Source organism: Actinomadura sp. NPDC000929 (assembly GCF_040492065.1).
GTDB classification, from domain to species: domain Bacteria; phylum Actinomycetota; class Actinomycetes; order Streptosporangiales; family Streptosporangiaceae; genus Spirillospora; species Spirillospora verrucosospora.
The window spans coordinates 1-20,065 of the sequence record NZ_JBEUPA010000030.1; the positions used below are offsets into that span (position 1 = coordinate 1).

Genomic DNA, 20,065 nt, shown 5'->3' on the forward strand with positions numbered 1-20,065 from the left:
CATGCCGCCGGGCCCGCCGCCGATCGGCGGCCCCTTCCCGGGCGGCGCCCCGGCCCGCCCCGGCGCGCCGGCGCCTCTCGGGGCCCCCGTCCCGAACCAGCCTCCCGTCCCGAACGGGACGCCCGCCTCGACCACCGGCGGCCACCTCGCCCCGGGCGGCAACCCCCCGAACCAGGTCCGCCCCCTCAACGGCGCGGACCGGGAAGACCCCCTGTTCACCGGCCCCTGACCGTCGACGCCCGGGCCGGCCGCGCCGTCCCGGGCTCAGCCGAGGCCGGCCACCAGAAGCAGAGCAAGCGCCAGCGCCGCCACCGAGGCGGACATCAGGACCTGGTCGCGCTCCTTCGCCGCGGTGCGCCGCGGCGCGGAGACCCTCCGGCGGCTCCGCCCCATGTCCACCGCGGCGCGGCGGGCGTGCTCCCAGTAAGCCCCCGTGTACACGGCCAGCGCCGCCAGCCCCACGATGAGTAACCCGTCTCCGCGCATCGATCGGCCTCCCGTTTTCCGCGGAAGCTCAGATTGAACAGCGGATCCGGCGCGCGTGACAGTGTCGGACGACACAATTCGCCGAAACAGGCGGACTCGGGCGGCTGCGCCGTCGGAACGTCAGCCGGACGGTCAGCGCCCGAACGTCTCGGGATCGACCTCGATCCAGATCTGCTCGGCGCGGCCCAGCAGCCGCCCGTCGGCCCCGTACAGGGCCGTCGCCGCGTGCATCTTGCGGCCCTCGCGGCTGCGCGCGAACCCCATCACCACGCACCGCTCGCCGGCGTCCGGCACGTCCATGACCTGCGCCGTCATCGTGCCGAGGACCGCCGGGCGGCCCGCGACGTCGAACGACCAGCCGCCGGGGCAGTCCAGCACGGCCCACACCAGCTCCCGCTCGGGCACCCGCTCGGGGATCCACGGCGCCGCGACGGTGCCCTCGGCGACGGGGCCCGGTTCGAGCCGCAGCCCGTCGCCGGGCTCGCGCTCCGGCCCGCAGACGAAGCAGCCGGGGAACGGGTGGTTCTCCGCCGCCCGGTACTTCTCCGCTGCCTTGAGCGCCTCCTCGAACGGGACGGCCGCGATGGGCGGCACCACGATCGCGCCGGCCAGCGCCTCGGCGACGAGCCGCTCGCCGTCCCACAGCCGCGCGCTGTGCCCGCGCTCGTCCTCCACCGTGACGGCGAGCTCGGTCTCCAGCGGCGGCGGCCGCCGCAGCGTCACGGTCACCGTGTCGATCGGCACCCGCCCTGCCAGGCGCCCCGCCACGTACCCGCCGTTCCCGGACCCCTCCGGCCCGTGGAACCGCCTCTCGATGATCATTTCTATGTCCCCCGTGCTCACGTACACCAAACCAAAACGGGACCGATCATATTGAGCCCCACCGACATCCCACCCCCCGGGGGTAGCCGGGCGCCGCGCGCGCTACACGGCCCGGGAAGGCTGCGGCCTGCCCGGACGGGTGGTGAAGAAGACCGAGAGGGAGCCCCGCAGCCGGGCGCGGACGGTGTCCTCGTCGACGGGGCCGTCCGCGGGGACGGGGGTCCGGTCGAGGGCGCGGGCGATGAGCAGGTCGACGTTGCGGTCGGCGACCAGGACCGAGCACGTGTCGCACCCGTACCAGGGATAGAGCATGTTGAGGACGGCCACGGCGGTGTCGTCGTCCGACAGGTGCGTGGTGTCGAGCTCGACCTCGAACATCTCGGTGTCGTCGGGATCGAGCGTCGGGTAGTAGAGCCACTGCGGCGCGGCGACGCCGCAGAAATCGCATACCCGGTCGAGCGGGGCGGGCTCTCCGACCGCGAGCTCCAGCTCGTGGTCCCACGGCTCCACCCGCCGGTTGTGGCGGTAGCCGACGCCGTCGAGCGTGCCCTCGCGGTTGTGCGTCACGTCGTGCACCTCGCCGCCGCAGCGGGCGCACATGAAGCCGAGGTCCTCCATGTCCCTCCCCGATCCCTGGGGCACCGGCTCTCACAGTATCCGGCCGGACGCCTCGCTCGTACCAGGCCGCGGCGTTCGGGTACGGTGATGACCCTTCACCGACGCATCCGCCCCGGCGACCCCGGTCTCCCGCGTCCGCACGCCGCACATCTCCCGCGTGCCCACATACCGTGCTCTCGAACGGGAGGTCCCGTGCCCGACGTCGTGCTGAACGCCGACAAGATCGATCTGGTGCGCGAGCGGCGGACGCTGCTCGACCGCGTCACGCTGACGGTGCTGCGCGGCGAGCACTGGGCGCTGATCGGCCCGAACGGGGCCGGCAAGAGCACGCTGCTCGGCGTCCTCGGCGCCTACGCCCACCCGACGCGCGGCACGGCGGAGATCCTCGGGCGCCGGCTCGGCCGCGTGGACGTCCAGGAGCTGCGCAGGCTGATCGGGCAGGTCAACCCGCGCCACCCCCTGGAGTCGGCGCGGACGGTCCGCGAGATCGTCCTGACCGGCGCGACGGGCACCATCGAGCTCGTCCCGCGCTGGACGCCCGCCGAGGGGGAGCTGCGCCGCGCGGACGAGCTGATCGCGCTGATGGGCCTCACGCACCGCACGGACGCGCGCTGGCCGAACCTCTCGCAGGGGGAGCGGGGACGCGCGCTGATCGCGCGGGCGCTGATGCCCGACCCGCCGCTGCTCCTGCTCGACGAGCCCGCCACGGGCCTGGACGTCGCCGCCCGGGAGCGGCTGCTCGCCGCCCTCGACCAGCTGCGCGCCGAGCGCCCCGACCTGACCACGGTGCTCGTCACGCACCATCTGGAGGAGCTGCCGGTCAGCACCAGCCACGCGCTCCTGCTGCGCGAGGGCCGGGTGCTCGCCTCCGGACCCTCCGGCGAGGTCCTCACGACCGAGCTGGTCAGCGCGTGCTTCGACCATCCGATCACCATCAGCCGGCACGACGGGCGCTGGGCCGCGACCGCCGGACGGGTCTGACCGGCCGTCGCGCACTCCCGGGGCCGGCTAGCCGCCGACGACGCGGTGCTTGGCCAGATGGGCCAGGACCGCCTGGTTCGCCTCCCACCCGTCCGGAAACTTGACCGGCACGCCGAGGTGCACCGGCTCGGCGGACGGATGCGCGTCCAGCAGCTCGGGGATGCCCGCGCGCGCCACCACGACGCACGCGTGGCGGTGCCGCGACGCCAGCACGCACAGCCGTCCCGACTCCAGGTGGAACGCGGTCGCGTCGCGGCGCCCCGACAGCGGGTGCAGCACGACCGTCACGTCGTACTCGCGGCCCTGGAGCCGGTTGGCGGTGTCGACGGTGATGCCCTCGCCGTGCGGGCCGAGCGCGGCGCGGATCGCGGTGACCTGGTCGCGGTGGGCCGCGCCGATCGCGACGCGCGCGGCGTCCACCGGTTCGGAGCCCAGCTCGGAGTGCGCGACGGGGCCGCGCTGCAGCAGCCGGACGGCGAGCGCCGCCGTCGCGCGCACGGCTTCGGAGTCGGTGCGCAGGGTGTGCCGGGCGGGCAGCTCGTAGAGGGCCCACCCGGTGGCCGCCGCCTCCTCCAGCGCGTGGTCGTAGGTGGTGCCCATGCCGCGCGCGGCGAACTCCAGCCTCCGGTCGCCCGGGCCCGTCCCGGCGCGGAACCCGGTGAACGGGTAGAACGCCTCCGACACCACCGGCGCCGCCGACGCGGGCAGCCGCCAGGACACCGGCAGCCGGTGGACGGGAAGCTCCGGGTTGTGCGCGAGCAGGACCGACACGGCGCTGCGCATCGGGTCCCAGGTCAGGCCCGCCCAGCGTTCGACCTCGACGGTGGAGAAGGGGTCGAGCTGGCCGGGGTCGCCGACGAACAGCGCCCGCTCGAACCGCCCGGCGATGCGCAGCAGCAGGTCCGAGCGCATCTGGTACGCCTCGTCGACGATCGCCCACGGCCACGACCCGTCCGAGAGCGTGGCCCACTTCGCGCCCGTCGCGATGACGACGGTGCGGTCGGCGAGGTCGTCGGCCTTCTGCGCCACCCGCACCGACGGGTGCGCCATGACCCGCTCGGACGGAACGTAGCCGGACGCCGACAGCCGCCCCAGCGTGATGCCGGGGTGCTTCGCGGCGATCCGGTCGATGAGGTCGTCGACCTGCTCGTTGGTCTGCGCCACGATCATCAGCCGCTCCCCGGCCTCGGCCAGGTGCGCGGCCGCGCGGACCACCAGCGTCGACTTGCCCGCTCCCGGCGGGGAGTCGACCACCACGCCGCGGTGCCCGCCGCCGAGGTCGGCCAGGACGCCGTCGACGACCCGCGCCGCGGCCTCGCCGGGTTCCAGGGGCGGCTCCGGGGCCCGCGCAGCCACCGGCGCCAGATGGCGGCCCGCGTGCCCGGTCACGACCATTCCTCTTCGGCGTCCTCGTCGGTCGGCACGTACTCGACGGGCGGCCCGCCGTGCGTCCACGGCGTGTCCTCCCGGTCGGGGAACCTCGCCACGCCGAACGAGCCCTCCGTCAGCGAGGTGAAGCACACCCGGTCGCCGACCTCGGGGACGGCGCCCGCCTCGGGGGTGAGCTTGCGGCCCATCCCGCCGGTCAGCTCCAGCAGCACGCCGCCGTCGTCCAACTCCACGATCCTCCCCTTGAGCGCCGGTCTGGCGGCGCTGCACACGGTCGTGCCGACGTCGAGCCGCACCGGGTCGCGCGTGCCGACCCGCAGCAGCGGGCGCAGCTTCGGCCGCTTGCCCGTCTCGTCCAGCCGGGTGGGGTCGCACTCGGTGACCGTTCCGCCGAACGCCTGGCCGGCCAGCCGGTGCTCGGCCATCACCAGGGGATCGTCGAACGCCCGCTGCGCGTCGTAGGCGTCCTGCGCGCGTTCGAGGTCGTGCAGCCGCCGCGCCGCCCGGACGGGCGGGTCGCGGCGCGCCTGAGGATACGCCTCGCCGAACGTCTGGTGGTAATAGGTGAAGGCGTCCCGGTCGCGCTCCCAGCGGCGCGGGACGCTCGCTCCCTCCGGCAGGGCCCGCAGCAGCTCGACGGCCCGCCACATCAGGTCCCAGGTCGGGGTGAGCTGGCTCGCGACCGCGGCGCGCAGCCGCTCCTCGGCCGCCGGGGCTCCGTTCGACCGGTCGTAGCCGGCGATCGCGGGGGCGAGGACCTCGTTGTCGAACGTCGGGTCGGTCGTCGGGCCCGCGGGCGGGCAGACGACGGGGTCCTCGGCGCGGGCCGCCGCGGCCGGCCCGTCGAGGCCGTCCGGCGGGTCGATCCAGCCCATCAGCGCGGCGAGGTTGCCGTCCTCCAGCGAGCTCTGGCCCGTCGCCCAGTGCAGCCGCAGCAGCTCGGTCGCCGCCCCCAGCAGCGACGACCCCGGATGGTCGTGGCGGTCGGCGAACCACGTCAGCCACCGGCCGAGCACCGGCACCGCGGGGTCGACCGCGTACGGGCCCTCGGTGCTGCGGAACCGCGTCGACCGGCCCACCATCCGCAGGAACGCGACGCCGCCCCGGTTCGGGACGAGCAGCTGCGGCGCGTCCCCGTACCGGATCCGCTCCTCGCCGTCCTTGCCGGGCGGCAGCTCCTCGACCGGGCCCCGGCTCGTCTCGATGTGGTTCAGGACGAGCTTGGCGAGGCTCGCCGCGAAGGCGAACCGCAGGTCGCGGTTGCGCGGCTGCGGGACCACGAGCAGGGTCGCGTCGTCGGGGTCGCTGCCGAGCATCACGGCCAGGGGCGCCGCCGCCTCCCCGGCGAGCTTCAACGGGACGAGCACGAGCGGGGCGCCGGAGACATGCCAGTGCCGCACGGTCGCGAGCGGCTGCGCGACCCCGGCGGCCGCCGCCTGCAACCGCGCGAGCGAGGACAGCGCACTCATGGGCGGATCACGCGGCCCCGTGCAGCGCCTCGTCGCGCAGCCGGGCCGCGGCGCGCAGCTGCTCGGCCGTCTCGGCCAGGTCGTCGGAGGGACGCAGCGACCCGTCCGCCAGCGCGAGTGCGGCGCCGATCGTGTCGATGCCGCCGAGGTCGTCGCGGACGGACCGGCCGAGCGCGCCCGTCGAGCCGCACGCCCGCGCCTCGTCCCGGCAGAACAGCGCCATCTCGCAGCCCGCCATGCACTCGGGCGCGTACCGCGCCTCGACGGCCCGCACGGACTCCGCGAGCGCGTCCCCGGGCGCGAACGTCAGGTCGTCCGGCAGCTCGGCGAGGATGTCGTCGACGCGGGTGAGGCGCGCGAGCTGCCGTTCCAGGACGGCGAGCTGGGGACGCACGTCCAGCGGCGTCGCGGTGGGCCGGTTCGAGAAGTTCTCCGGGCAGACGAGGAACACCTCGTGCGACACGCGCGCCGGGTCGTGCCCGAGCTCGGCCGCCAGGCGCCGCAGCGCCAGCACGTACACCGCCGACTGGCGGGCCGCCGCCGCGACCTGCTCCGGCTCGGCCTGCCCGTCCACGACCGCGAACGACTTGATCTCGATGACGTGCATCCGGCCTTCGAGCTGGAACGCGATCACGTCCGGCTCCAGGTAGGCGGGCCGCCCGGCGATCTCCAGCCGCAGCAGCGGATGGTCGAACAGCGTCCCCTCGCCGGTCTCCAGCGCGCGGGCGACCAGCCGCCGGGTGCGCGAGTGCCGCAGCTCCCGGCCCTCGTTGCCCGCGACCACCTCCAGGTCGTCGTAGGCGACCTCGGGGACGGCGAGGCCGAGCCGCTCGCGCAGCAGCGTCAGCAGCTCCGCGCAGCCGTCCGCCTTCACCTGCGCCTCGAACGCGTTCCCGCGCGTGATCGCGAACTGCGACTGGCCGAACGGCGCGGGGAAGCCCAGGGCCCGCGCGACCGCGTCCTTGTCGACGCCCGCCGCGTCCATCACCCCGCGGCGGGCGCAGCCCGGATTGGACGTGAGCGCGGCGATCGTGCGGGCGTCGTGGTTGCGCGGGGGCGCGTCGCCGCGCAGCCGGTCCAGGTCCGGCGCGGTGTCGGTCATCGGTCCGTCTCTCCGTTGATGGCGGGGCGCCGGCCGGGATCCCGCAGGGCCCGCAGCCGGGTGCCGAACAGCCGTTCGGCGTCGTCGAGCCGCTCCCGGGCGCGTGCCGCGGCCGACTCGCGCCGCCGCCGGTCCGAGGCGCGGTGCACGTCCAGCTCGGCCCGGGCGGCCTCGGCGAGCACGGCCGGATCGACTGTACCGACCGTACCGGTGGCCGCACCGGGAATGTTGGACGCGAAACGCCACAGCAGCCGCTGCACGTCCGGCGACGGCGACCCGCGTCCGGCGTGCTCGGCCAGGCGCAGCGCGCAGGTGAGGAAGTCGGTGCGCGGGCTGAGCGGCCCGACGACGCGCTGCTCCAGCGGCCACGTGCTCACGGTGAGCAGGCCGCGCGCGGGGGCGAGCAGGTCGGCGGTCAGCGCGGCGCACAGGTAGTAGGGGCGCGCGTACGGCGCGGTGCGGAAGGAGCGCTCCTCGTCGCGGCGCAGGCTCGTCAGGCTGCTCCCGGGGATCTCGCCGGGGAAGAACGCCGCGTACACCGATCCGATCAGCTTCGGCGCGGCGGGCGCCCCGAGCAGGGTGAGGGCCTGGTGGACCTGCTCCCGGACGGGCAGCAGGCCGCGCGGGCCGGCGTGCGCGTCGCGGCGGGCGCCGGGCCCGGTGGTCTCGCCGAGGACGGCGTCGTCCCACGCCGCCTCGCCCCGGCGCAGTTCGGCGCGCAGCTCGCGGGCCCGCACCCGGTCGCCGGCGGCCATGGCCCGGCGCACGGCGGCGCGCAGCTCGGTGATGCGCGCCTCCAGCTCGTCGGGGGTCGGGACGCCGGGGGGCCGGGACATGCGGCAGACAGTACAGGTACTTCCCGACACTTCCAGTGTTTTCCAGTTTTATGGGGTCCGGACGGGGTCAGCGCGGCCTGCGCCACACGAGGGAGTAGCGCCACAGCAGGTGCCTGCGGAACACGGCGCCGGGCAGCAGCCGCAGCGCCTCGTCCCGCACCTCGCCCCACGTCATGTCGGGGTCCATGACCGGGGCGTCGGGGTCGCCCGCGCGCCGGCGGTTGCGGAACCGGTGGAAGTAGTGCGCCGGGAGGCCGGCCGCCGCGTACGCCCGGTCGCGCGGCCCCTTGTTGCTCGCCAGACCGATGACCACCAGGGTGCCGCCCGGCCTGACGGCGCCGCGCATCGCCGTCAGGCCCTTGACGAAGTCCATGTGGTGGATGGCGGCGACGCTGCAGACGAAGTCGTAGAAGTCCTCCGGCAGGTCGTATTCGAGGAGGCCCGCCTCGACGAAGTCGACGTTGCCGACGCCCTCGCTCGACCGCGCCGCCTCGGCGACCATGTCCGGCGACCGGTCGAGCCCGGTGACGTGCACCGCGCGGGGCGCGAGGCGGCGCGCCAGCAGGCCGTCGCCGCAGCCGACGTCCAGCGCCTCGCCGCATCCGCGCGGCACGTTGCGCAGCACGACGCCGTGGTAGTGCGTGTTGTGGTTCCAGTAGTCGCCGGTCATCGTCACCGCCGGGTCAGGAGCGCGGGTCGCGGCGGAGGGGGTGCCCCTCCGGCACCTCCACAATAACGATCTTGACGCCGTCGGGGTCCTCGATCCACATCTCGACCAGTCCCCACGGCTCCTCGCGCGGCTCCCGCGTGACGCGGGCGCCGGCGGCCGCGAGCCGGTCGTGCTCGTCCCGGACGTCGCGGACCTGGAGCCAGAGCATCGGCGACGACCCGGTCCGGCCGCCGCCGTGCCCCGACACCTCCAGCAGGCCCGGACCGAGGAAGAACACCACGCCGGGGGAGTCGGCCGGACCGAACTCCCGGTACACGGCGAGTCCCAGCACGTCGCGGTAGAAGCGCTGAGTCAGCGCCGGGTCGGCGGGGCGAAGCAGGATGCGGCTGCTCAGTACGTCCATGGCACCATCCTGACCCCGGCGCCGCCCGGCGCGCGTACCGGCGCGCCCGCCCGCGCGAGTCGGCCCGGTGCCGGCCCGGTTCAGTCCGCGAAGCTCGCGCGGTAGGTGGCGGCCATGTCCTCGTCGCCGTGCCCCTGCTCGATCGCGCGCCGGAAGCGCTCGCCCGCCGCGTCGTTGACGTCGACGCGGACGCCCGCTGCCGCGGCCGAGTCGTGGATGAGCCGGGTGTTCTTCTCGGCGTTGCGGACCGCGAAGCTCGGCTCGAAGTCGCCGTCGAGCATCGCCTTCATCTTGACCTGCAGGTAGGGGCTGTCGAGCGGGCCGCCGGTGAGGACCTCGCCGAGCAGGGACGGGTCGAGCCCGAGGCCCTGCGCCAGCGCGACCGACTCGGCGACGACCGACGTCAGCGAGATGGCGTAGCTCACGGCGGCCAGCTTGAGCCGGGTGCCCGCGCCGCCCGCGCCGTCCTCGTCCAGCCACACCGTCTTGCCGCCGACCGCGCCGAAGACCGGCTCCAGAACCTTGCGCGCGTCCTGCGGCCCGGCCGCGAGGATGATGAGCTTGCCCTGCTCGGCGGGCTGCTTGGTGCCCTGAACGGGCGCGTCGACGAACGCCAGCCCGTGGCCGTCGGCGAACCGGGCCAGCCGGGGCACGTCCGCGACGCCGACCGTGCCCATCTGCGCCCAGACCTGCCCGGCGCTCAGCCCGGGGGCGGCCTCGTCCATCACCGCCAGGGCGGTCTCGGCGTCGTTCAGCATGGTGATGACGACGTCGGCGTCCCGCACGGCCTCGGCGGGGGCGGCCGCGACGGCGGCGCCGTCGGCGGCGAGCGGCTCCGCGCGGGCGGCCGTGCGGTTCCAGACGGCGACCCCGTGGCCGTTCCGCAGCAGGTTGCGGGCCATCGCGGCGCCCATGATCCCGGTGCCGAGCACTGCGACCTGAGTCATCTGCCCCTCCTTATGGACTGCTTATGGACTGTTCGATACATAATCGTGCGGGACGAGGCTCGCACATCGCGGTCCGATCCGCATCCGCAGGGTCCTTACCCGCCGGGAGGGCGGGATGCGCCGCCGCGCCGTCCGACCGGCGGGGCGGCCGGTCAGCCGTAGGCGGGGTTGTCGCCCGGCGCGTCGGCGTACACGGCGGTGTAGGGCACGGCGAAGGCGTCGAGGGTGCGGTCGAGATGCGCCGACCACCAGCTCACGAGCGTGGCGGGAGCGCGCTCGCCCGCGCCGTCCTCGCCGAGGTAGCGGTGCCGCAGCGGGGCGACGTCGCAGAGCCGCTCCCACCATTCGCGGTGCACGGCCGACTGGATCTGGCCGGCGTCCAGCGGGAAGGCGGAGCGGTGCCCGCGCACGAACGCCTGGACGCGGTCGAGATCGAGGCCGCGATCGTCCTCGCAGGCGAACAGCCGCGCCGCCGAGCGCACGACCTCTCCCGCGACCGGGCCCGTGGTGAGGCCGTCCCAGCCGAGCACGGCGGTGACGTTGCCCGACCCGCCGTAGCGGAGGTGCTCGGCATGGAACGAGCCGTGCAGGTGCCCGACCGTGCTCACCTCGATGTCGGGCGGCTGGTGCCCGGCGAACTCGGTGAGCAGGGCGCGGCGTTCCCGCAGGCGGCGCGCGGTCAGCGCGTCGAAGTCGGTGCCGTCCCCGTCCGGGACGTCGCGCAGCATCGCCTCGACGGCGGCGGCCGCGTCAGCGGCCCGCGGAGCCGGCACGAGCATGCTCTGCTGGACGGGCGGCGTGAGCTCGTCGAGCGCGGCGTGCAGGCGTCCGAGCAGCTCGCCGAGGGCCTCGCACTGGGTGAACGTCAGCTCCAGGCCGCCGCGGCCGCGGCCGCCGACCCACGGATACAGGACGTATCCGCGGCCGGCGGCCGTGACCAGCGTTCGGCCGTTCCGCGCCGGCACGGGCGCGTGGACCGGAAGGCCGGCCGCGTCGAGCGCGGCCGTGACGCCGTGCTGGAACAGCAGGCGGCGCCGGTCGGCGCCGGTGTGCTCCCTGAGGAAGAACGCCCCGCCCGCCGCGTCGACGCGCCAGCTCCGGCCGCCCGGCCCGGTCGCCAGCGGGGTCGCCGTGCCCGAAGCGCCGATCTCCCAGCGCTTCAGCAGCCGCGGTGGAAGCGGATCCGCGCCGGTGGCGCCGTCGTCCGCCGCCTGCCCGCCGTCGCCGGCCCGCTGTTCGGCGTCGGCCCTGTCTCTGGCGTCAGCACTCTGGGACGTCGGCACCTCGGCACCTCGGCTGCTTCGGACGGACGGCGGTCGAATGAGTGTTCTACGCCGACGCTACACGTCCCGGCCGCGGCGCGAAAGTGAACCGCGCCGCCCCGCGTCTCAGACGCGTTCGAGGACGACGACGGGGATGTCGCGGTCCGTCTTCTTCTGGTACTCGTCGTAGTCCGGCCACGTGGCGGCCATCTTCCGCCAGAGGGGCGGCTTCTCCTCGGGTGTCGCCGTGCGGGCCCGCGCGGTGAACTTGTCGCCCTTCACCTGCACCTTCACCTCGGGGGTGTCCTGCAGGTTGCGGTACCAGAGCGGCGGCTCGTCCGCTCCGCCCTTGGACGCCACGACGAGGTAGGCGTCGCCTTCCGTCTGGTAGATGAGCGGCGTCGTGTGCTCCTTGCCGCTGCGCCGTCCGGTGGTGGTGAGCAGGAGGGTGACGGTGCCGTTCCAGTCGTGTCCCTCCGCACCGTCGGTCGCCTGGTACCGCTCGACGTGTTCCTTGCCGTACAACATGGTTCTCTCCTCATTTCGCCCTGGCCATGGGGGCGCCCCTCTGTAACCCGCGGGTCGGGGCCGCCCTTCCCGGGATCACTACCCTGGCGTGGTGGATGATGCGGCGGAGGTGGCGCGGCGGTGCGCCGAGACGATGTACGCGCAGGACAAGGTGGCGCAGGACCTCGGCATGCGGATCACCGAGATCGCGCCGGGGCGGGCGCGGCTGCGGATGACGGTGGCCGAGACCATGGTGAACGGGCACGGGATCGCCCATGGCGGCTATCTGTTCCTGCTCGCCGACTCCGCCTTCGCCTACGCGTGCAACACCTATGACTCCGTGACGGTCGCGGCGTCCGCCGACGTGGTGTTCGTCGCGAGCGCGCGCGGCGGCGACGTCCTGGAGGCGACGGCGGTCGAACGCACCCGCTACGGGCGGAGCGGCGTCTACGACGTCACGGTGCGGCGCGTCCCCGGCGGGGAGGTCATCGCGGAGTTCCGCGGCGGGAGCCGGAGCCGGGACCAGCGCGTCATCGACGGCGGCGCGCCCTGAGGCGCACGGGTCACAGCTCGTTCAGGACGCGGGTGAGGTAGCGCGCCGTCTCGTCGGGGCGCTCGGCGGTGATGCACAGGTTGTTCATCGCGCGCATGTAGGTGTCGACGTCGGTCGGCTTGTCGAGGTAGAGCGCGCTGGTGAGCTGCTCCAGGTAGACGACGTCGGACAGGCCGGGCTCGGCGAAGCGCAGGATCGTGAACGGGCCGCCGGCGGCGGCGTGCCCTCCCGCGCCGAACGGCACGATCTGGAGGGTGACGTTGGGCAGTTCCGACACCTCGATCAGATGCCGGATCTGGTCGCGCATCACCTCGCGGCCGCCGAGCGGACGGCGCACGACCGCCTCGTCCAGCACGGCCCACAGCGTCGGCGCGTCCGGGGAGGTGAACCGCTCCTGCCGGGTGGTGCGGATCTGGACGCGGCGCTCGACCTCCTCGTCACTGGCGTCGGAGTATCCGAGCCGGATGACGGCGCGCGAGTAGTCCTCGGTCTGCAGGAGCCCGGGGACGAACTGCAACTCGTAGGTGCGCAGCAGGGAGGCGGCCTCCTCCAGCCCCAGATACACCTCGAACCAGCTCGGGAGGATGTCGCCGTACCGGTGCCACCAGCCGGGGGTGTTGGCCTCCTTGGCGAGCGCCAGCAGCGGGGCGCGCTCAGCGGGGTCGGAGACCCCGTAGAGGGTGAGCAGATCGGCGACGTCGCGCTCCTTGAAGCCGACCCTGCCCAGTTCCATTCGGCTGATCTTGGAGTGCGAACCGCGGATCTCGTAGCCCGCCTGCTCGGTGGAGATGCCGCGCGACTCGCGCAGCCGCCGCAACTGCGCGCCGAGGAGAATGCGCAGGACAGTGGGCCCGCCGCGGCGCGGATAATCGATCAGCCGTCCGGCCGGATCACCTTCGGCCGGAGGTGTTGGGGCAGCTGAATCCTGGGACAAGGGGTCACCAGCCAGTCGACGGGTCTGCTCGCGGGCGGAACGGCACCGCACTATGTTAGAGGATGCTCGGACGTTTTTGGGAAGTAGGAATACCGCCTTGCGGTCCGGGTGCGCCCGAACGGCGGTTGACGTGCGCGAAGCCGCAGCGGAGTCCCCGTGACCAGTGCTGTCGGTGGCGATGCGGCTGCGGAACGTTGCAGAGCCGTTGCATCGGAGTCGCCCCCGAGGTCATTTTCCCGGCACTGGGGCCGGCGGCGGAGCATGAATTGCGGATGGCTCTCCCGCAAAGGGGGCGTCCAATCCTGACAGGCTATTTCGCGGGCTGTCGTCGTCCTCGTGAATGTCCCCTGACCACTTATTTGGCCAACATTCCCCGGAGTATGTTCCGCGAGCCGGCCGGACGAGTGATGAAGCTCTCGTCCCGCGCGGGCGCGATTCCGGGCGCCCGCGGCGTTCACCCTTCAGAGCGGCGGTCGCGGCCGCCGTTCGACAGGCGAGTACGTCCCACGCAACTGGGAGGACCCATGAATGTGACCCGTGAACGACCGGAGATCCGGTTCCTGACCTCGGGCGACGTCTCGGCCCACGAGCGCGCGGCGGCCGAGCGCGCCGTCCGGGAGGCGCTGACCGGCATCGGCGGCGTCACGTCCGTCCAGGTCACGCTGAGCGTGGTGGCCGACCGGTCGCTGCCGCGCCCCGCCCTGGCCCAGGCCGTCGTCGAGCTCGACGGCCGGCGCGTGCGCGCGCAGGCCGCCGCGCCCCGCATCGACGAGGCCGTCGACATGCTCCGCGAGCGACTGGCGATCCGGGCGAGTTCCCTGCGGACCGGCTGAGACCTTCCTCCGCGCGAGTTCCCAGAAACGAGCGGCGGCGCCCCGCACGGGGACGCCGCCGTCGATGGCTTCGGGGCCCTCAGGCGTCGCGCCTGGCGAGGACGAGGGCGGCCAGGCCGAGCGGTACGAGCGCGTACGCGAGCAGCAGGCCGGTCGCCGCGCCGGGGGACAGCAGATCGCCGTAGACGGAGTTGTCCGCGCTGAGCCCCGCCATCTGGGCGGGCAGGCCGCCGGGCATGACCGAGCCGACGCGCTCGCTCCACGGCTGAGGCAGGTGGAAGACCAGCAGCGGCAGGACGTGCCACAGGAACACCACCGACACGAGCGTCCCCGCCGTGGACCGCAGGAGCACGCCGAGCGACAGCCCGAGCAGCGCGAACACGGGCACCGCCGTCCCCTCGATGAGGAAGCCGGGCAGGTCGTGGGCGACGGAGGCGTGCTGGTCCGGGAACGGGCGGTCGCCGATGACCAGCCGGGTGCCGAGGAACGAGCCGACCGTCGCGGCCTCCCCGGCGACCAGGGCGACCGTCCCGACCACCGCCGCCTTGGCCGCCGGCAGCGCGCGGCGCCGCGGCAGCACGGTGAGGGTCGTGCGGATCATCCCCGTGCGGTACTCGGACGTGACGGACAGCGCGCCGAGCACCGCCAGGCACAGCGACGCCGCCCACACACTGAGCTCCTGCAGCGGGCGCAGCAGGAGGTCGTCGCGGCGGTCGGCGGCGAGGCCGTCCCAGACGTGCGCCATCTGCACCGCGAGAAGCACGGTGAACCCGGTGAAGGCCGCCGTCGCGGCCAGCACCCAGTAGGTCGAGCGGATCGAGCGCAGCTTGCGCCATTCGGCGGCGACCGCGTGGGCGATCACGCGTCCCTCCGCGTGAACGAGAGGGCGCCGGCCGCGAGCGCGGCCACCGTGTACGCGACCAGCAGCGCGATCGCGGCGGCCGGCGCCAGCACGCCGTGGTCGGTCGACGAGCCGGGCGCACCCGCGATCTGGTTGGACAGGCTTCCGGGAAGCGCCGACCAGATCCGCTCGTCCCACGGCGACGGCAGCAACTGGGCCAGGGCGGGCGCCACGAACAGCACGGCCATGCCCGCGGTGATCGTCGCGGCGGTGGAGCGGAGGACGGCTCCCAGCCCGAAGGCGATCAGCGTGATCGCGGCGGTCGTCAGGCCGAGCCACAGCAGATGGACCGCGACGTCCGGCACCGGCCCCTGGAACGTGGCCACGGGACGATCGCCCACGATCGCGTTCCCGGCGGTGGTTCCGGCGGCGAGCGCCGCCAGTGACGCGGTGAGCACCGTCCCCGCCGCCACCGCGCCCTTGGCCGCGTACAAGGCCAGGCGGTTCGGCAGGACGGCGAGCGTCGTCCGGACCATGCCATGCGCGTACTCCGACGTGAGCGTCAGCGCCCCCAGCACCACCGCGCACACCGGTAGCGCCACGACCAAGGGCTGCTCCGCCGGGGCCGCCCTCGCCCTCGCCTTCTTCGCGGCCGGCAGGCCGTCCCAGTAGCGGGTCACGTACCAGGACCACAGAACACAGAGCAGCATGAACGCCGCGATCGTTCCGAGGACGGCGAAGGTCGAGCGGATGGTCCGGAGCTTGTACCACTCCGCGGCGAGCGCGTCGATCACGGCGCCACCGCCCCGAACTCGGTGCTCCCCGCCGTCAGCTCCATGTAGGCCTCCTCCAGAGAGGCGCTGTGCGGCGTCACCTCGTACAGCGGGATCCCGTGCGCCGCGGCCGTGTCGCCGATCGCGGCCACGTCCAGCCCGGTGACCGTGAGGGCCCCGCCCGGCACGGACTCGACCGAGCCCCCCGCCGCGGCGAGCACGCCGCTCAGCTCCGCCGGACGGGGCGAGCGGACCCGCACCCCGCGGCGGAACCGGTCCGCCAGCTCCCGCACCGACGTGTCCGCGATCAGGCGCCCGCGCCCGATGACGACCAGCCGGTCGGCCGTCAGCTCCATCTCGCTCATCAGATGGCTGGACACCAGGACCGTCCGGCCCTCGGCGGCCAGCGCCCGCATCAGCTCGCGGATCCAGCGCACGCCGTCGGGGTCCAGGCCGTTCACCGGCTCGTCGAACATCAGCACCCCCGGATCGCCCAGCAGCGCCGCGGCGATCCCGAGCCGCTGCCGCATCCCCAGCGAGAACCCGCCGACCCGCTTGCGCGCGACCCCGGCGAGCCCCACCTGCTCCAGGACCTCCGCCACCCGCCGCATCCCGATCCCGTTGCTGCGCGCCATCCAGCCGAGATGGTCGAACGCCCGGCGCCCGCCCTGCACCGCGCCCGCGTCCAGCAGCGCTCCCACCTCGCGCATCGGCCGCTTCAGCGCCGTGTACCGCTGCCCGCCGACCAGTGCTTCACCGGACGCCGGACGGTCCAGACCCAGCACGATCCGCATCGTCGTCGACTTGCCCGCCCCGTTCGGGCCGAGGAACCCCGTCACCGTCCCCGGCCTCACCGTGAACGACAGGCGGTCCACCGCGGTGGTGCCCCCGTAGCGCTTCGTCAGCTCGCGTATCTCGATCATGCCGTCGAGGGTCGTACGCGGCCGCCCCGCGCACATCGGAACGCGGGCGGGAACCGCGCGTGCGACCGTGCTCCGAGAACGTCCCGCCGCCTCCACCCCAGGTATGACGGACACCGGACCGAGGCGCGGGCGTCGCCCGTGCCGCTACCTTTCGTGACGTGGACGAATCCGAGCTGCGCTCCCCGCTCCCGCGGCTCAGCCGGCGCGGCCTCATCGGCCTCGACGCCGGGGCCGCGCTCCTCTACGCCCTCGTGCTCCTCGCGCTCCCGGCGGGCACCGGCGCCCCGCCGCTCCTCCTCGTCCCGCTCGTCGCCGCGGCGGCCCTGCCCCTCGCGGTTCGGCGCCTGTGGCCCGTCCCGGTCTTCGCCGCCGTCCTGTCCGCCTCGACCGCCGCGCTGATCCTCGGCCTGCCCTGGGACACCTACGCCGCCGCGGGGTTCGCCCTCTACCAGGTCGCGCTCACCCGGCGGCGACGCCGCTGGGTCCCCACGCTGCTCATCGGCGTCGTCAGCGCCGTGTTCATCTTCGCCGGAGCCGTCGCCGGTCCCGTCGGAGCGCAGGCCGAGATCCTCGGAAGGGTTCTGCTCGGCGCCTCCGTTCTGGGCGCGTCCTGGACGCTCGGCCGGCTCGTCCGCGAACGCCGCGCCCACGCCGCGCACGCCGCCCGCCGCCTCGCCGACGAGGCCGTCTCCGGCGAGCGGCTCCGCATCGCCCGCGAGCTCCACGACGTCGTCGCGCACAGCATGAGCCTCATCGCCGTGAAGGCCGGCGTCGCCGTCCACGTCGCCGAGGCCCGTCCCGAGGAGGCCCTCGACGCCCTCCGGGTCATCGAGACCACCAGCCGCGGCACGCTCGCCGAGATGCGCCAGCTCCTCGGCGTCCTGCGGACCGGCGCCGCCGACGCTGACCTCGCCCCGTCCCCGGGCCTCGCCGACCTGCCCGGCCTCGCCGAACGCGCCGCCATGGCCGGCGTCCACGTCGACCTGGACGTCGACGCCGGGGAGCTCCCCGACGGCGTCGCCCTCTCCGCCTACCGCATCGTCCAGGAGGCGGTCACCAACGTCGTCAAGCACGCGGCTCCCGCGCGCTGCCGCGTCCGCGTCCGCGCCGACGGGCTCCGCATGCGCATCGACGTCACCGACGACGGGCCCGGCTTCCGCGTCCTGCCGGGCGGCGGCGGGCACGGGCTCATCGGCATGCGCGAACGCGTCATGATGTACGGCGGCGACTTCACCGCCGGCCCGCGTCCCGAAGGCGGCTTCGCCGTGTCCGCCGCCTTCCCGTACGACTCCTAGGAACCCCGTTGGATCTGAGCGTCCTCGTCGCCGACGACCAGGCCCTGCTGCGCGGCAGCTTCCGCGTCCTGATCGACACCGCGCCCGGCCTGCGCACCGTCGGTGAGGCCGGCACCGGGGCCGAGGCCGTCGAGCTGGCCGCCCGGGAACGCCCGGACGTCGTCCTCATGGACGTCCGCATGCCCGAGATGGACGGCATCGAGGCCACCCAGCGCATCTGCGCGGACATCCCCGGCGTCCGCGTGCTGATCCTCACGACGTTCGACCTGGACACCTACGTGTACTCGGCGCTGCGGGCCGGGGCGAGCGGCTTCCTGCTGAAGGACACCCCGCCCGCCGACCTGCTGTCGGCGATCCGCGTCGTCGCGTCCGGCGAGTCGCTGCTGGCCCCGTCGGTGACCCGGCGGCTGATCGCCGAGTTCGTCCGCCGCCCCGGCCCGGCGCAGCCCCCGCCCGCCGCGCTGGACACCCTCACCGAGCGCGAGCGCGAGGTCCTCGCCCTCATCGCCCGAGGGCTGTCCAACACCGAACTCGCCGAGCACCTCCACCTGAGCCCCGCCACCGTGAAGACCCACATCGGACACCTGCTCGCCAAACTCCACGCCCGCGACCGGGCCCAGCTGGTCATCACCGCCTACGAAACCGGCCTCATCCGCCCCCGCTGACATCTGCCCGGACCAGGCCGGGCCCCGGTGCCGGCGTGGTGGTCACAGGAGTGCCGGGGCGAGGCGTTCGTACTGGTCGGCGGCCGAGGCCAGGTCGGGGGCGAACACCGTGACGCAGACATGGTCGGCTCCCGCGTCGAGGTGCTCCTGGATCCGCTTGGCCACGGCCGTCTCGTCGCCCCAGTTGAAGCACGCGTCGATGACCTCGTCGGACCCGCCGCCGGAGACCGCGCCGTCGTCGTAGCCGAGCGTCTTGAGCGAGCGGATATAGGGGGAGCCAGGGAGTTCCAGCATCCCGGTCCTTCTTGCGAGTGCGCGCGCCTTCACCGGATCCGCCTCAAGGATGGCGGTCTGCATGACGACGAGCAGCTTGCCCTCGCCGAGCCTTTCCCGGGCCTGCCTGGTGTGCTCGACGGGCATCGCGGCGGGGAGCGCTCCGTCCGCACGATCCCGGGCCAGCTCCTGCATCTTCGGGCCCAGGGCCGCGAGCAGCCGCGGAAAAGGCTTCTCGGGCACCGGGGCCGCCTCGACGGCCGCGTCCATGCCGTCGAGATACTCGCGCATTCGGTTCAGCGGACTGGACCACTTCTGCCCGCTCCGCTCCACGATCGCCCCCATGCTGACGCCCACACCCAGCGCGAGGCGCCCGGGGTAGGCGTCGGCCAGGACCGACGCGGCCCCCTGCATGGCGGCGGGATGCCGCGCCCACAGGTTCGCGATCGCCGAGCCGGCGACGATCCGCTCCGTCGCGGCGAGCATCACGCCCAGTTGCGTGAACACCTCCCGGCCGCCGATGCCCTCGTTCACCCATACCGCTCCGTAGCCCGCGCGCTCCACGCGCTGCGCCGCACGCCGCCACTCGTCGGCCGGCGCGATGGGCGTCACGAGCCCGACGCCGATCCTGCCGAGCCCGGCCCGCGCCGCGTCCACCGCCGTCATCGGTCCTCCTATAATCGGAACGAGCAACCCGCTTAGGACGTTACCGGAACGTCCGCCCCGTTTGTCAACCGACCAAGGAGGCGCCCGGTGAGCGGACGGCCCCAGCGCGCCGACGCGCGCCGGAACCGCGAACGCATCCTCGAAGCCGCCTTCGAGGCCTTCGCCGCGGACGGCCGCCTCGTCCCGCTCGACGACATCGCGCGCCGGGCGGGGGTCGGGGCCGGGACCGTGTACCGGCACTTCCCGACCAAGGAGGCCCTGTTCCAGGCGGTCGTCACGGACCGCATCGAGCGGATCGTGGACGAGGCGCAGGCCCTCGTCCGAGCGGAGGAGCCGGGGGAGGCCTTCTACGGCTTCCTCATGTGGGTCGTGGAGCGCGCGATGTTCAACCACGCCCTGTGCGACGCTCTGGCCGCGGACCTGCGAACGCTCGACGCCCGCGGCCTGGAGGAGCAGTTCGGCTCGGCGCTGGAGGAGCTTCTGCGGCGGGCGCAGTCCGCCGGCGAGGTCCGTCCGGACGTCGACGTCGACGACGTCCGCACCCTCATGGTCGGGGCCATGCTGATGGAACGCCGGCGGCGCCCCGAGGGCAGTCCCGGCCGCATGACGGCGCTGGCGTGCGACGCGCTCCGGCCCGTAACGAAAGGCGACGAAACGGCGTCCCCGGAGCGTAACGAAAGGCGGTGCGAGGTGTGCGGGAAGCCCCTCACCTCGGCGCCCACGGGCCGCCCCGCCCGCTTCTGCGGCACCGCCTGCCGCCAGAAGGCGCACCGCCGCCGGAAAACCGCTTGAGCCGCGGCGCGCCCCCGCGCCACGC

The 20,065-nt window shown here is 74.3% G+C and carries 23 protein-coding genes and 1 pseudogene; 7 read left to right on the forward strand and 17 right to left on the reverse strand.

Features of this window, described 5'->3' with window-relative positions; all coding sequences use genetic code 11:
• Window positions 1-229, forward strand: a pseudogene (locus tag ABWI04_RS13905) (hypothetical protein); the annotation flags it as partial.
• A 35-nt stretch (window positions 230-264) separates the two neighbouring features.
• Here the strand turns inward: ABWI04_RS13905 and ABWI04_RS13910 are convergent.
• From ABWI04_RS13910 to ABWI04_RS13920, 3 genes are all read right to left on the reverse strand, one after another.
• Complete coding sequence (locus ABWI04_RS13910; RefSeq protein ID WP_353832640.1) at window positions 265-486, reverse strand: hypothetical protein; 222 nt, start codon at window positions 484-486, stop codon at window positions 265-267.
• A 132-nt stretch (window positions 487-618) separates the two neighbouring features.
• The gene (locus ABWI04_RS13915) at window positions 619-1,308 is read right to left on the reverse strand and encodes a hypothetical protein (protein ID WP_345186057.1); all 690 of its coding nucleotides are present in this window, start codon (window positions 1,306-1,308) and stop codon (window positions 619-621) included.
• A 102-nt stretch (window positions 1,309-1,410) separates the two neighbouring features.
• Window positions 1,411-1,950, reverse strand: a complete 540-nt coding sequence (locus ABWI04_RS13920; RefSeq protein ID WP_353832641.1) for a hypothetical protein — start codon at window positions 1,948-1,950, stop codon at window positions 1,411-1,413.
• Window positions 1,951-2,118: 168 nt separating this feature from the next.
• Here ABWI04_RS13920 and ABWI04_RS13925 point away from each other — a divergent pair, with 168 nt between their 5' ends.
• The gene (locus ABWI04_RS13925) at window positions 2,119-2,907 is read left to right on the forward strand and encodes an ABC transporter ATP-binding protein (protein WP_353832642.1); all 789 of its coding nucleotides are present in this window, start codon (window positions 2,119-2,121) and stop codon (window positions 2,905-2,907) included.
• A gap of 27 nt (window positions 2,908-2,934) precedes the next feature.
• Here ABWI04_RS13925 and ABWI04_RS13930 read toward each other — a convergent pair whose 3' ends face one another.
• The 9 genes from ABWI04_RS13930 to ABWI04_RS13970 form a co-directional block, all read right to left on the reverse strand.
• Window positions 2,935-4,296: an AAA family ATPase gene (locus tag ABWI04_RS13930; RefSeq protein ID WP_353832643.1), complete on the reverse strand. Its 1,362-nt coding sequence runs from the start codon at window positions 4,294-4,296 to the stop codon at window positions 2,935-2,937.
• A complete protein-coding gene (locus tag ABWI04_RS13935) occupies window positions 4,293-5,765 on the reverse strand; it encodes a hypothetical protein (protein ID WP_345186048.1) in 1,473 nt (490 codons plus the stop codon). Before ABWI04_RS13935 ends, ABWI04_RS13930 begins: the two co-directional genes overlap by 4 nt.
• Before the next feature lie 7 nt (window positions 5,766-5,772).
• Window positions 5,773-6,867: a hypothetical protein gene (locus tag ABWI04_RS13940; RefSeq protein ID WP_345186045.1), complete on the reverse strand. Its 1,095-nt coding sequence runs from the start codon at window positions 6,865-6,867 to the stop codon at window positions 5,773-5,775.
• On the reverse strand, window positions 6,864-7,703 hold the full coding sequence (locus ABWI04_RS13945) for a hypothetical protein (protein ID WP_353832644.1): 840 nt from the start codon (window positions 7,701-7,703) through the stop codon (window positions 6,864-6,866). Before ABWI04_RS13945 ends, ABWI04_RS13940 begins: the two co-directional genes overlap by 4 nt.
• Before the next feature lie 67 nt (window positions 7,704-7,770).
• Window positions 7,771-8,373 (reverse strand): class I SAM-dependent methyltransferase, encoded by a 603-nt coding sequence (locus ABWI04_RS13950; protein WP_345186040.1) that lies wholly within the window; start codon window positions 8,371-8,373, stop codon window positions 7,771-7,773.
• Window positions 8,374-8,386: 13 nt separating this feature from the next.
• A complete protein-coding gene (locus ABWI04_RS13955; RefSeq protein ID WP_345186038.1) occupies window positions 8,387-8,776 on the reverse strand; it encodes a VOC family protein in 390 nt (129 codons plus the stop codon).
• A gap of 80 nt (window positions 8,777-8,856) precedes the next feature.
• Window positions 8,857-9,723 (reverse strand): NAD(P)-dependent oxidoreductase, encoded by an 867-nt coding sequence (locus ABWI04_RS13960; RefSeq protein WP_353832645.1) that lies wholly within the window; start codon window positions 9,721-9,723, stop codon window positions 8,857-8,859.
• A gap of 152 nt (window positions 9,724-9,875) precedes the next feature.
• Window positions 9,876-11,006, reverse strand: a complete 1,131-nt coding sequence (locus ABWI04_RS13965; RefSeq protein WP_353832646.1) for a phosphotransferase enzyme family protein — start codon at window positions 11,004-11,006, stop codon at window positions 9,876-9,878.
• A gap of 105 nt (window positions 11,007-11,111) precedes the next feature.
• Window positions 11,112-11,513 (reverse strand): nitroreductase family deazaflavin-dependent oxidoreductase, encoded by a 402-nt coding sequence (locus tag ABWI04_RS13970; protein WP_345186030.1) that lies wholly within the window; start codon window positions 11,511-11,513, stop codon window positions 11,112-11,114.
• A 91-nt stretch (window positions 11,514-11,604) separates the two neighbouring features.
• On the opposite strand from ABWI04_RS13970, the gene paaI reads away from it, so the two are divergent.
• Window positions 11,605-12,045 carry a hydroxyphenylacetyl-CoA thioesterase PaaI gene (paaI, locus tag ABWI04_RS13975; RefSeq protein ID WP_378191194.1) on the forward strand — a complete coding sequence of 147 codons (441 nt, stop codon included), beginning with the start codon at window positions 11,605-11,607 and terminating at the stop codon, window positions 12,043-12,045.
• Between the two features lie 10 nt (window positions 12,046-12,055).
• Here paaI and ABWI04_RS13980 read toward each other — a convergent pair whose 3' ends face one another.
• Complete coding sequence (locus tag ABWI04_RS13980) at window positions 12,056-12,922, reverse strand: Sco1979 family transcriptional regulator (protein WP_345186073.1); 867 nt, start codon at window positions 12,920-12,922, stop codon at window positions 12,056-12,058.
• A 581-nt stretch (window positions 12,923-13,503) separates the two neighbouring features.
• On the opposite strand from ABWI04_RS13980, the gene ABWI04_RS13985 reads away from it, so the two are divergent.
• Window positions 13,504-13,812 carry a hypothetical protein gene (locus tag ABWI04_RS13985; RefSeq protein WP_345186027.1) on the forward strand — a complete coding sequence of 103 codons (309 nt, stop codon included), beginning with the start codon at window positions 13,504-13,506 and terminating at the stop codon, window positions 13,810-13,812.
• A 79-nt stretch (window positions 13,813-13,891) separates the two neighbouring features.
• Here ABWI04_RS13985 and ABWI04_RS13990 read toward each other — a convergent pair whose 3' ends face one another.
• The 3 genes from ABWI04_RS13990 to ABWI04_RS14000 are packed head-to-tail and all read right to left on the reverse strand — an operon-like array spanning window position 13,892 to window position 16,349.
• On the reverse strand, window positions 13,892-14,674 hold the full coding sequence (locus ABWI04_RS13990; RefSeq protein ID WP_353832647.1) for an ABC transporter permease: 783 nt from the start codon (window positions 14,672-14,674) through the stop codon (window positions 13,892-13,894).
• Entirely contained in the window at window positions 14,671-15,447 is a 777-nt protein-coding gene (locus ABWI04_RS13995) for an ABC transporter permease (RefSeq protein ID WP_353832648.1), read from the reverse strand. Before ABWI04_RS13995 ends, ABWI04_RS13990 begins: the two co-directional genes overlap by 4 nt.
• Window positions 15,444-16,349 carry an ABC transporter ATP-binding protein gene (locus tag ABWI04_RS14000; protein ID WP_345186019.1) on the reverse strand — a complete coding sequence of 302 codons (906 nt, stop codon included), beginning with the start codon at window positions 16,347-16,349 and terminating at the stop codon, window positions 15,444-15,446. Before ABWI04_RS14000 ends, ABWI04_RS13995 begins: the two co-directional genes overlap by 4 nt.
• A 158-nt stretch (window positions 16,350-16,507) precedes the next feature.
• Between ABWI04_RS14000 and ABWI04_RS14005 the strand changes: the two genes are divergently transcribed.
• On the forward strand, window positions 16,508-17,644 hold the full coding sequence (locus ABWI04_RS14005; RefSeq protein WP_345186017.1) for a sensor histidine kinase: 1,137 nt from the start codon (window positions 16,508-16,510) through the stop codon (window positions 17,642-17,644).
• A gap of 8 nt (window positions 17,645-17,652) precedes the next feature.
• Window positions 17,653-18,309, forward strand: a complete 657-nt coding sequence (locus ABWI04_RS14010) for a response regulator (protein ID WP_345186014.1) — start codon at window positions 17,653-17,655, stop codon at window positions 18,307-18,309.
• A 42-nt stretch (window positions 18,310-18,351) separates the two neighbouring features.
• On the opposite strand, the gene ABWI04_RS14015 is transcribed toward ABWI04_RS14010, so the two are convergent.
• Complete coding sequence (locus ABWI04_RS14015) at window positions 18,352-19,248, reverse strand: TIGR03620 family F420-dependent LLM class oxidoreductase (protein WP_353832649.1); 897 nt, start codon at window positions 19,246-19,248, stop codon at window positions 18,352-18,354.
• A gap of 87 nt (window positions 19,249-19,335) precedes the next feature.
• On the opposite strand from ABWI04_RS14015, the gene ABWI04_RS14020 reads away from it, so the two are divergent.
• On the forward strand, window positions 19,336-20,040 hold the full coding sequence (locus ABWI04_RS14020; RefSeq protein WP_345186005.1) for a TetR/AcrR family transcriptional regulator: 705 nt from the start codon (window positions 19,336-19,338) through the stop codon (window positions 20,038-20,040).
• Window positions 20,041-20,065 lie beyond the last annotated feature (25 nt).

What these genes read in the sequence shown, in the direction of transcription:
- ABWI04_RS13910 (WP_353832640.1), bottom strand. Translation starts at nt 486, where the DNA reads ATGCGCGGAGACGGGTTACTCATCGTGGGGCTGGCGGCGCTGGCCGTG.
- ABWI04_RS13915 (WP_345186057.1), bottom strand. Translation starts at nt 1,308, where the DNA reads ATGATCATCGAGAGGCGGTTCCACGGGCCGGAGGGGTCCGGGAACGGC.
- ABWI04_RS13935 (WP_345186048.1), bottom strand. Translation starts at nt 5,765, where the DNA reads ATGAGTGCGCTGTCCTCGCTCGCGCGGTTGCAGGCGGCGGCCGCCGGG.
- ABWI04_RS13940 (WP_345186045.1), bottom strand. Translation starts at nt 6,867, where the DNA reads ATGACCGACACCGCGCCGGACCTGGACCGGCTGCGCGGCGACGCGCCC.
- ABWI04_RS13945 (WP_353832644.1), bottom strand. Translation starts at nt 7,703, where the DNA reads ATGTCCCGGCCCCCCGGCGTCCCGACCCCCGACGAGCTGGAGGCGCGC.
- ABWI04_RS13950 (WP_345186040.1), bottom strand. Translation starts at nt 8,373, where the DNA reads ATGACCGGCGACTACTGGAACCACAACACGCACTACCACGGCGTCGTG.
- ABWI04_RS13955 (WP_345186038.1), bottom strand. Translation starts at nt 8,776, where the DNA reads ATGGACGTACTGAGCAGCCGCATCCTGCTTCGCCCCGCCGACCCGGCG.
- ABWI04_RS13960 (WP_353832645.1), bottom strand. Translation starts at nt 9,723, where the DNA reads ATGACTCAGGTCGCAGTGCTCGGCACCGGGATCATGGGCGCCGCGATG.
- ABWI04_RS13970 (WP_345186030.1), bottom strand. Translation starts at nt 11,513, where the DNA reads ATGTTGTACGGCAAGGAACACGTCGAGCGGTACCAGGCGACCGACGGT.
- ABWI04_RS13985 (WP_345186027.1), top strand. Translation starts at nt 13,504, where the DNA reads ATGAATGTGACCCGTGAACGACCGGAGATCCGGTTCCTGACCTCGGGC.
- ABWI04_RS14000 (WP_345186019.1), bottom strand. Translation starts at nt 16,349, where the DNA reads ATGATCGAGATACGCGAGCTGACGAAGCGCTACGGGGGCACCACCGCG.
- ABWI04_RS14015 (WP_353832649.1), bottom strand. Translation starts at nt 19,248, where the DNA reads ATGACGGCGGTGGACGCGGCGCGGGCCGGGCTCGGCAGGATCGGCGTC.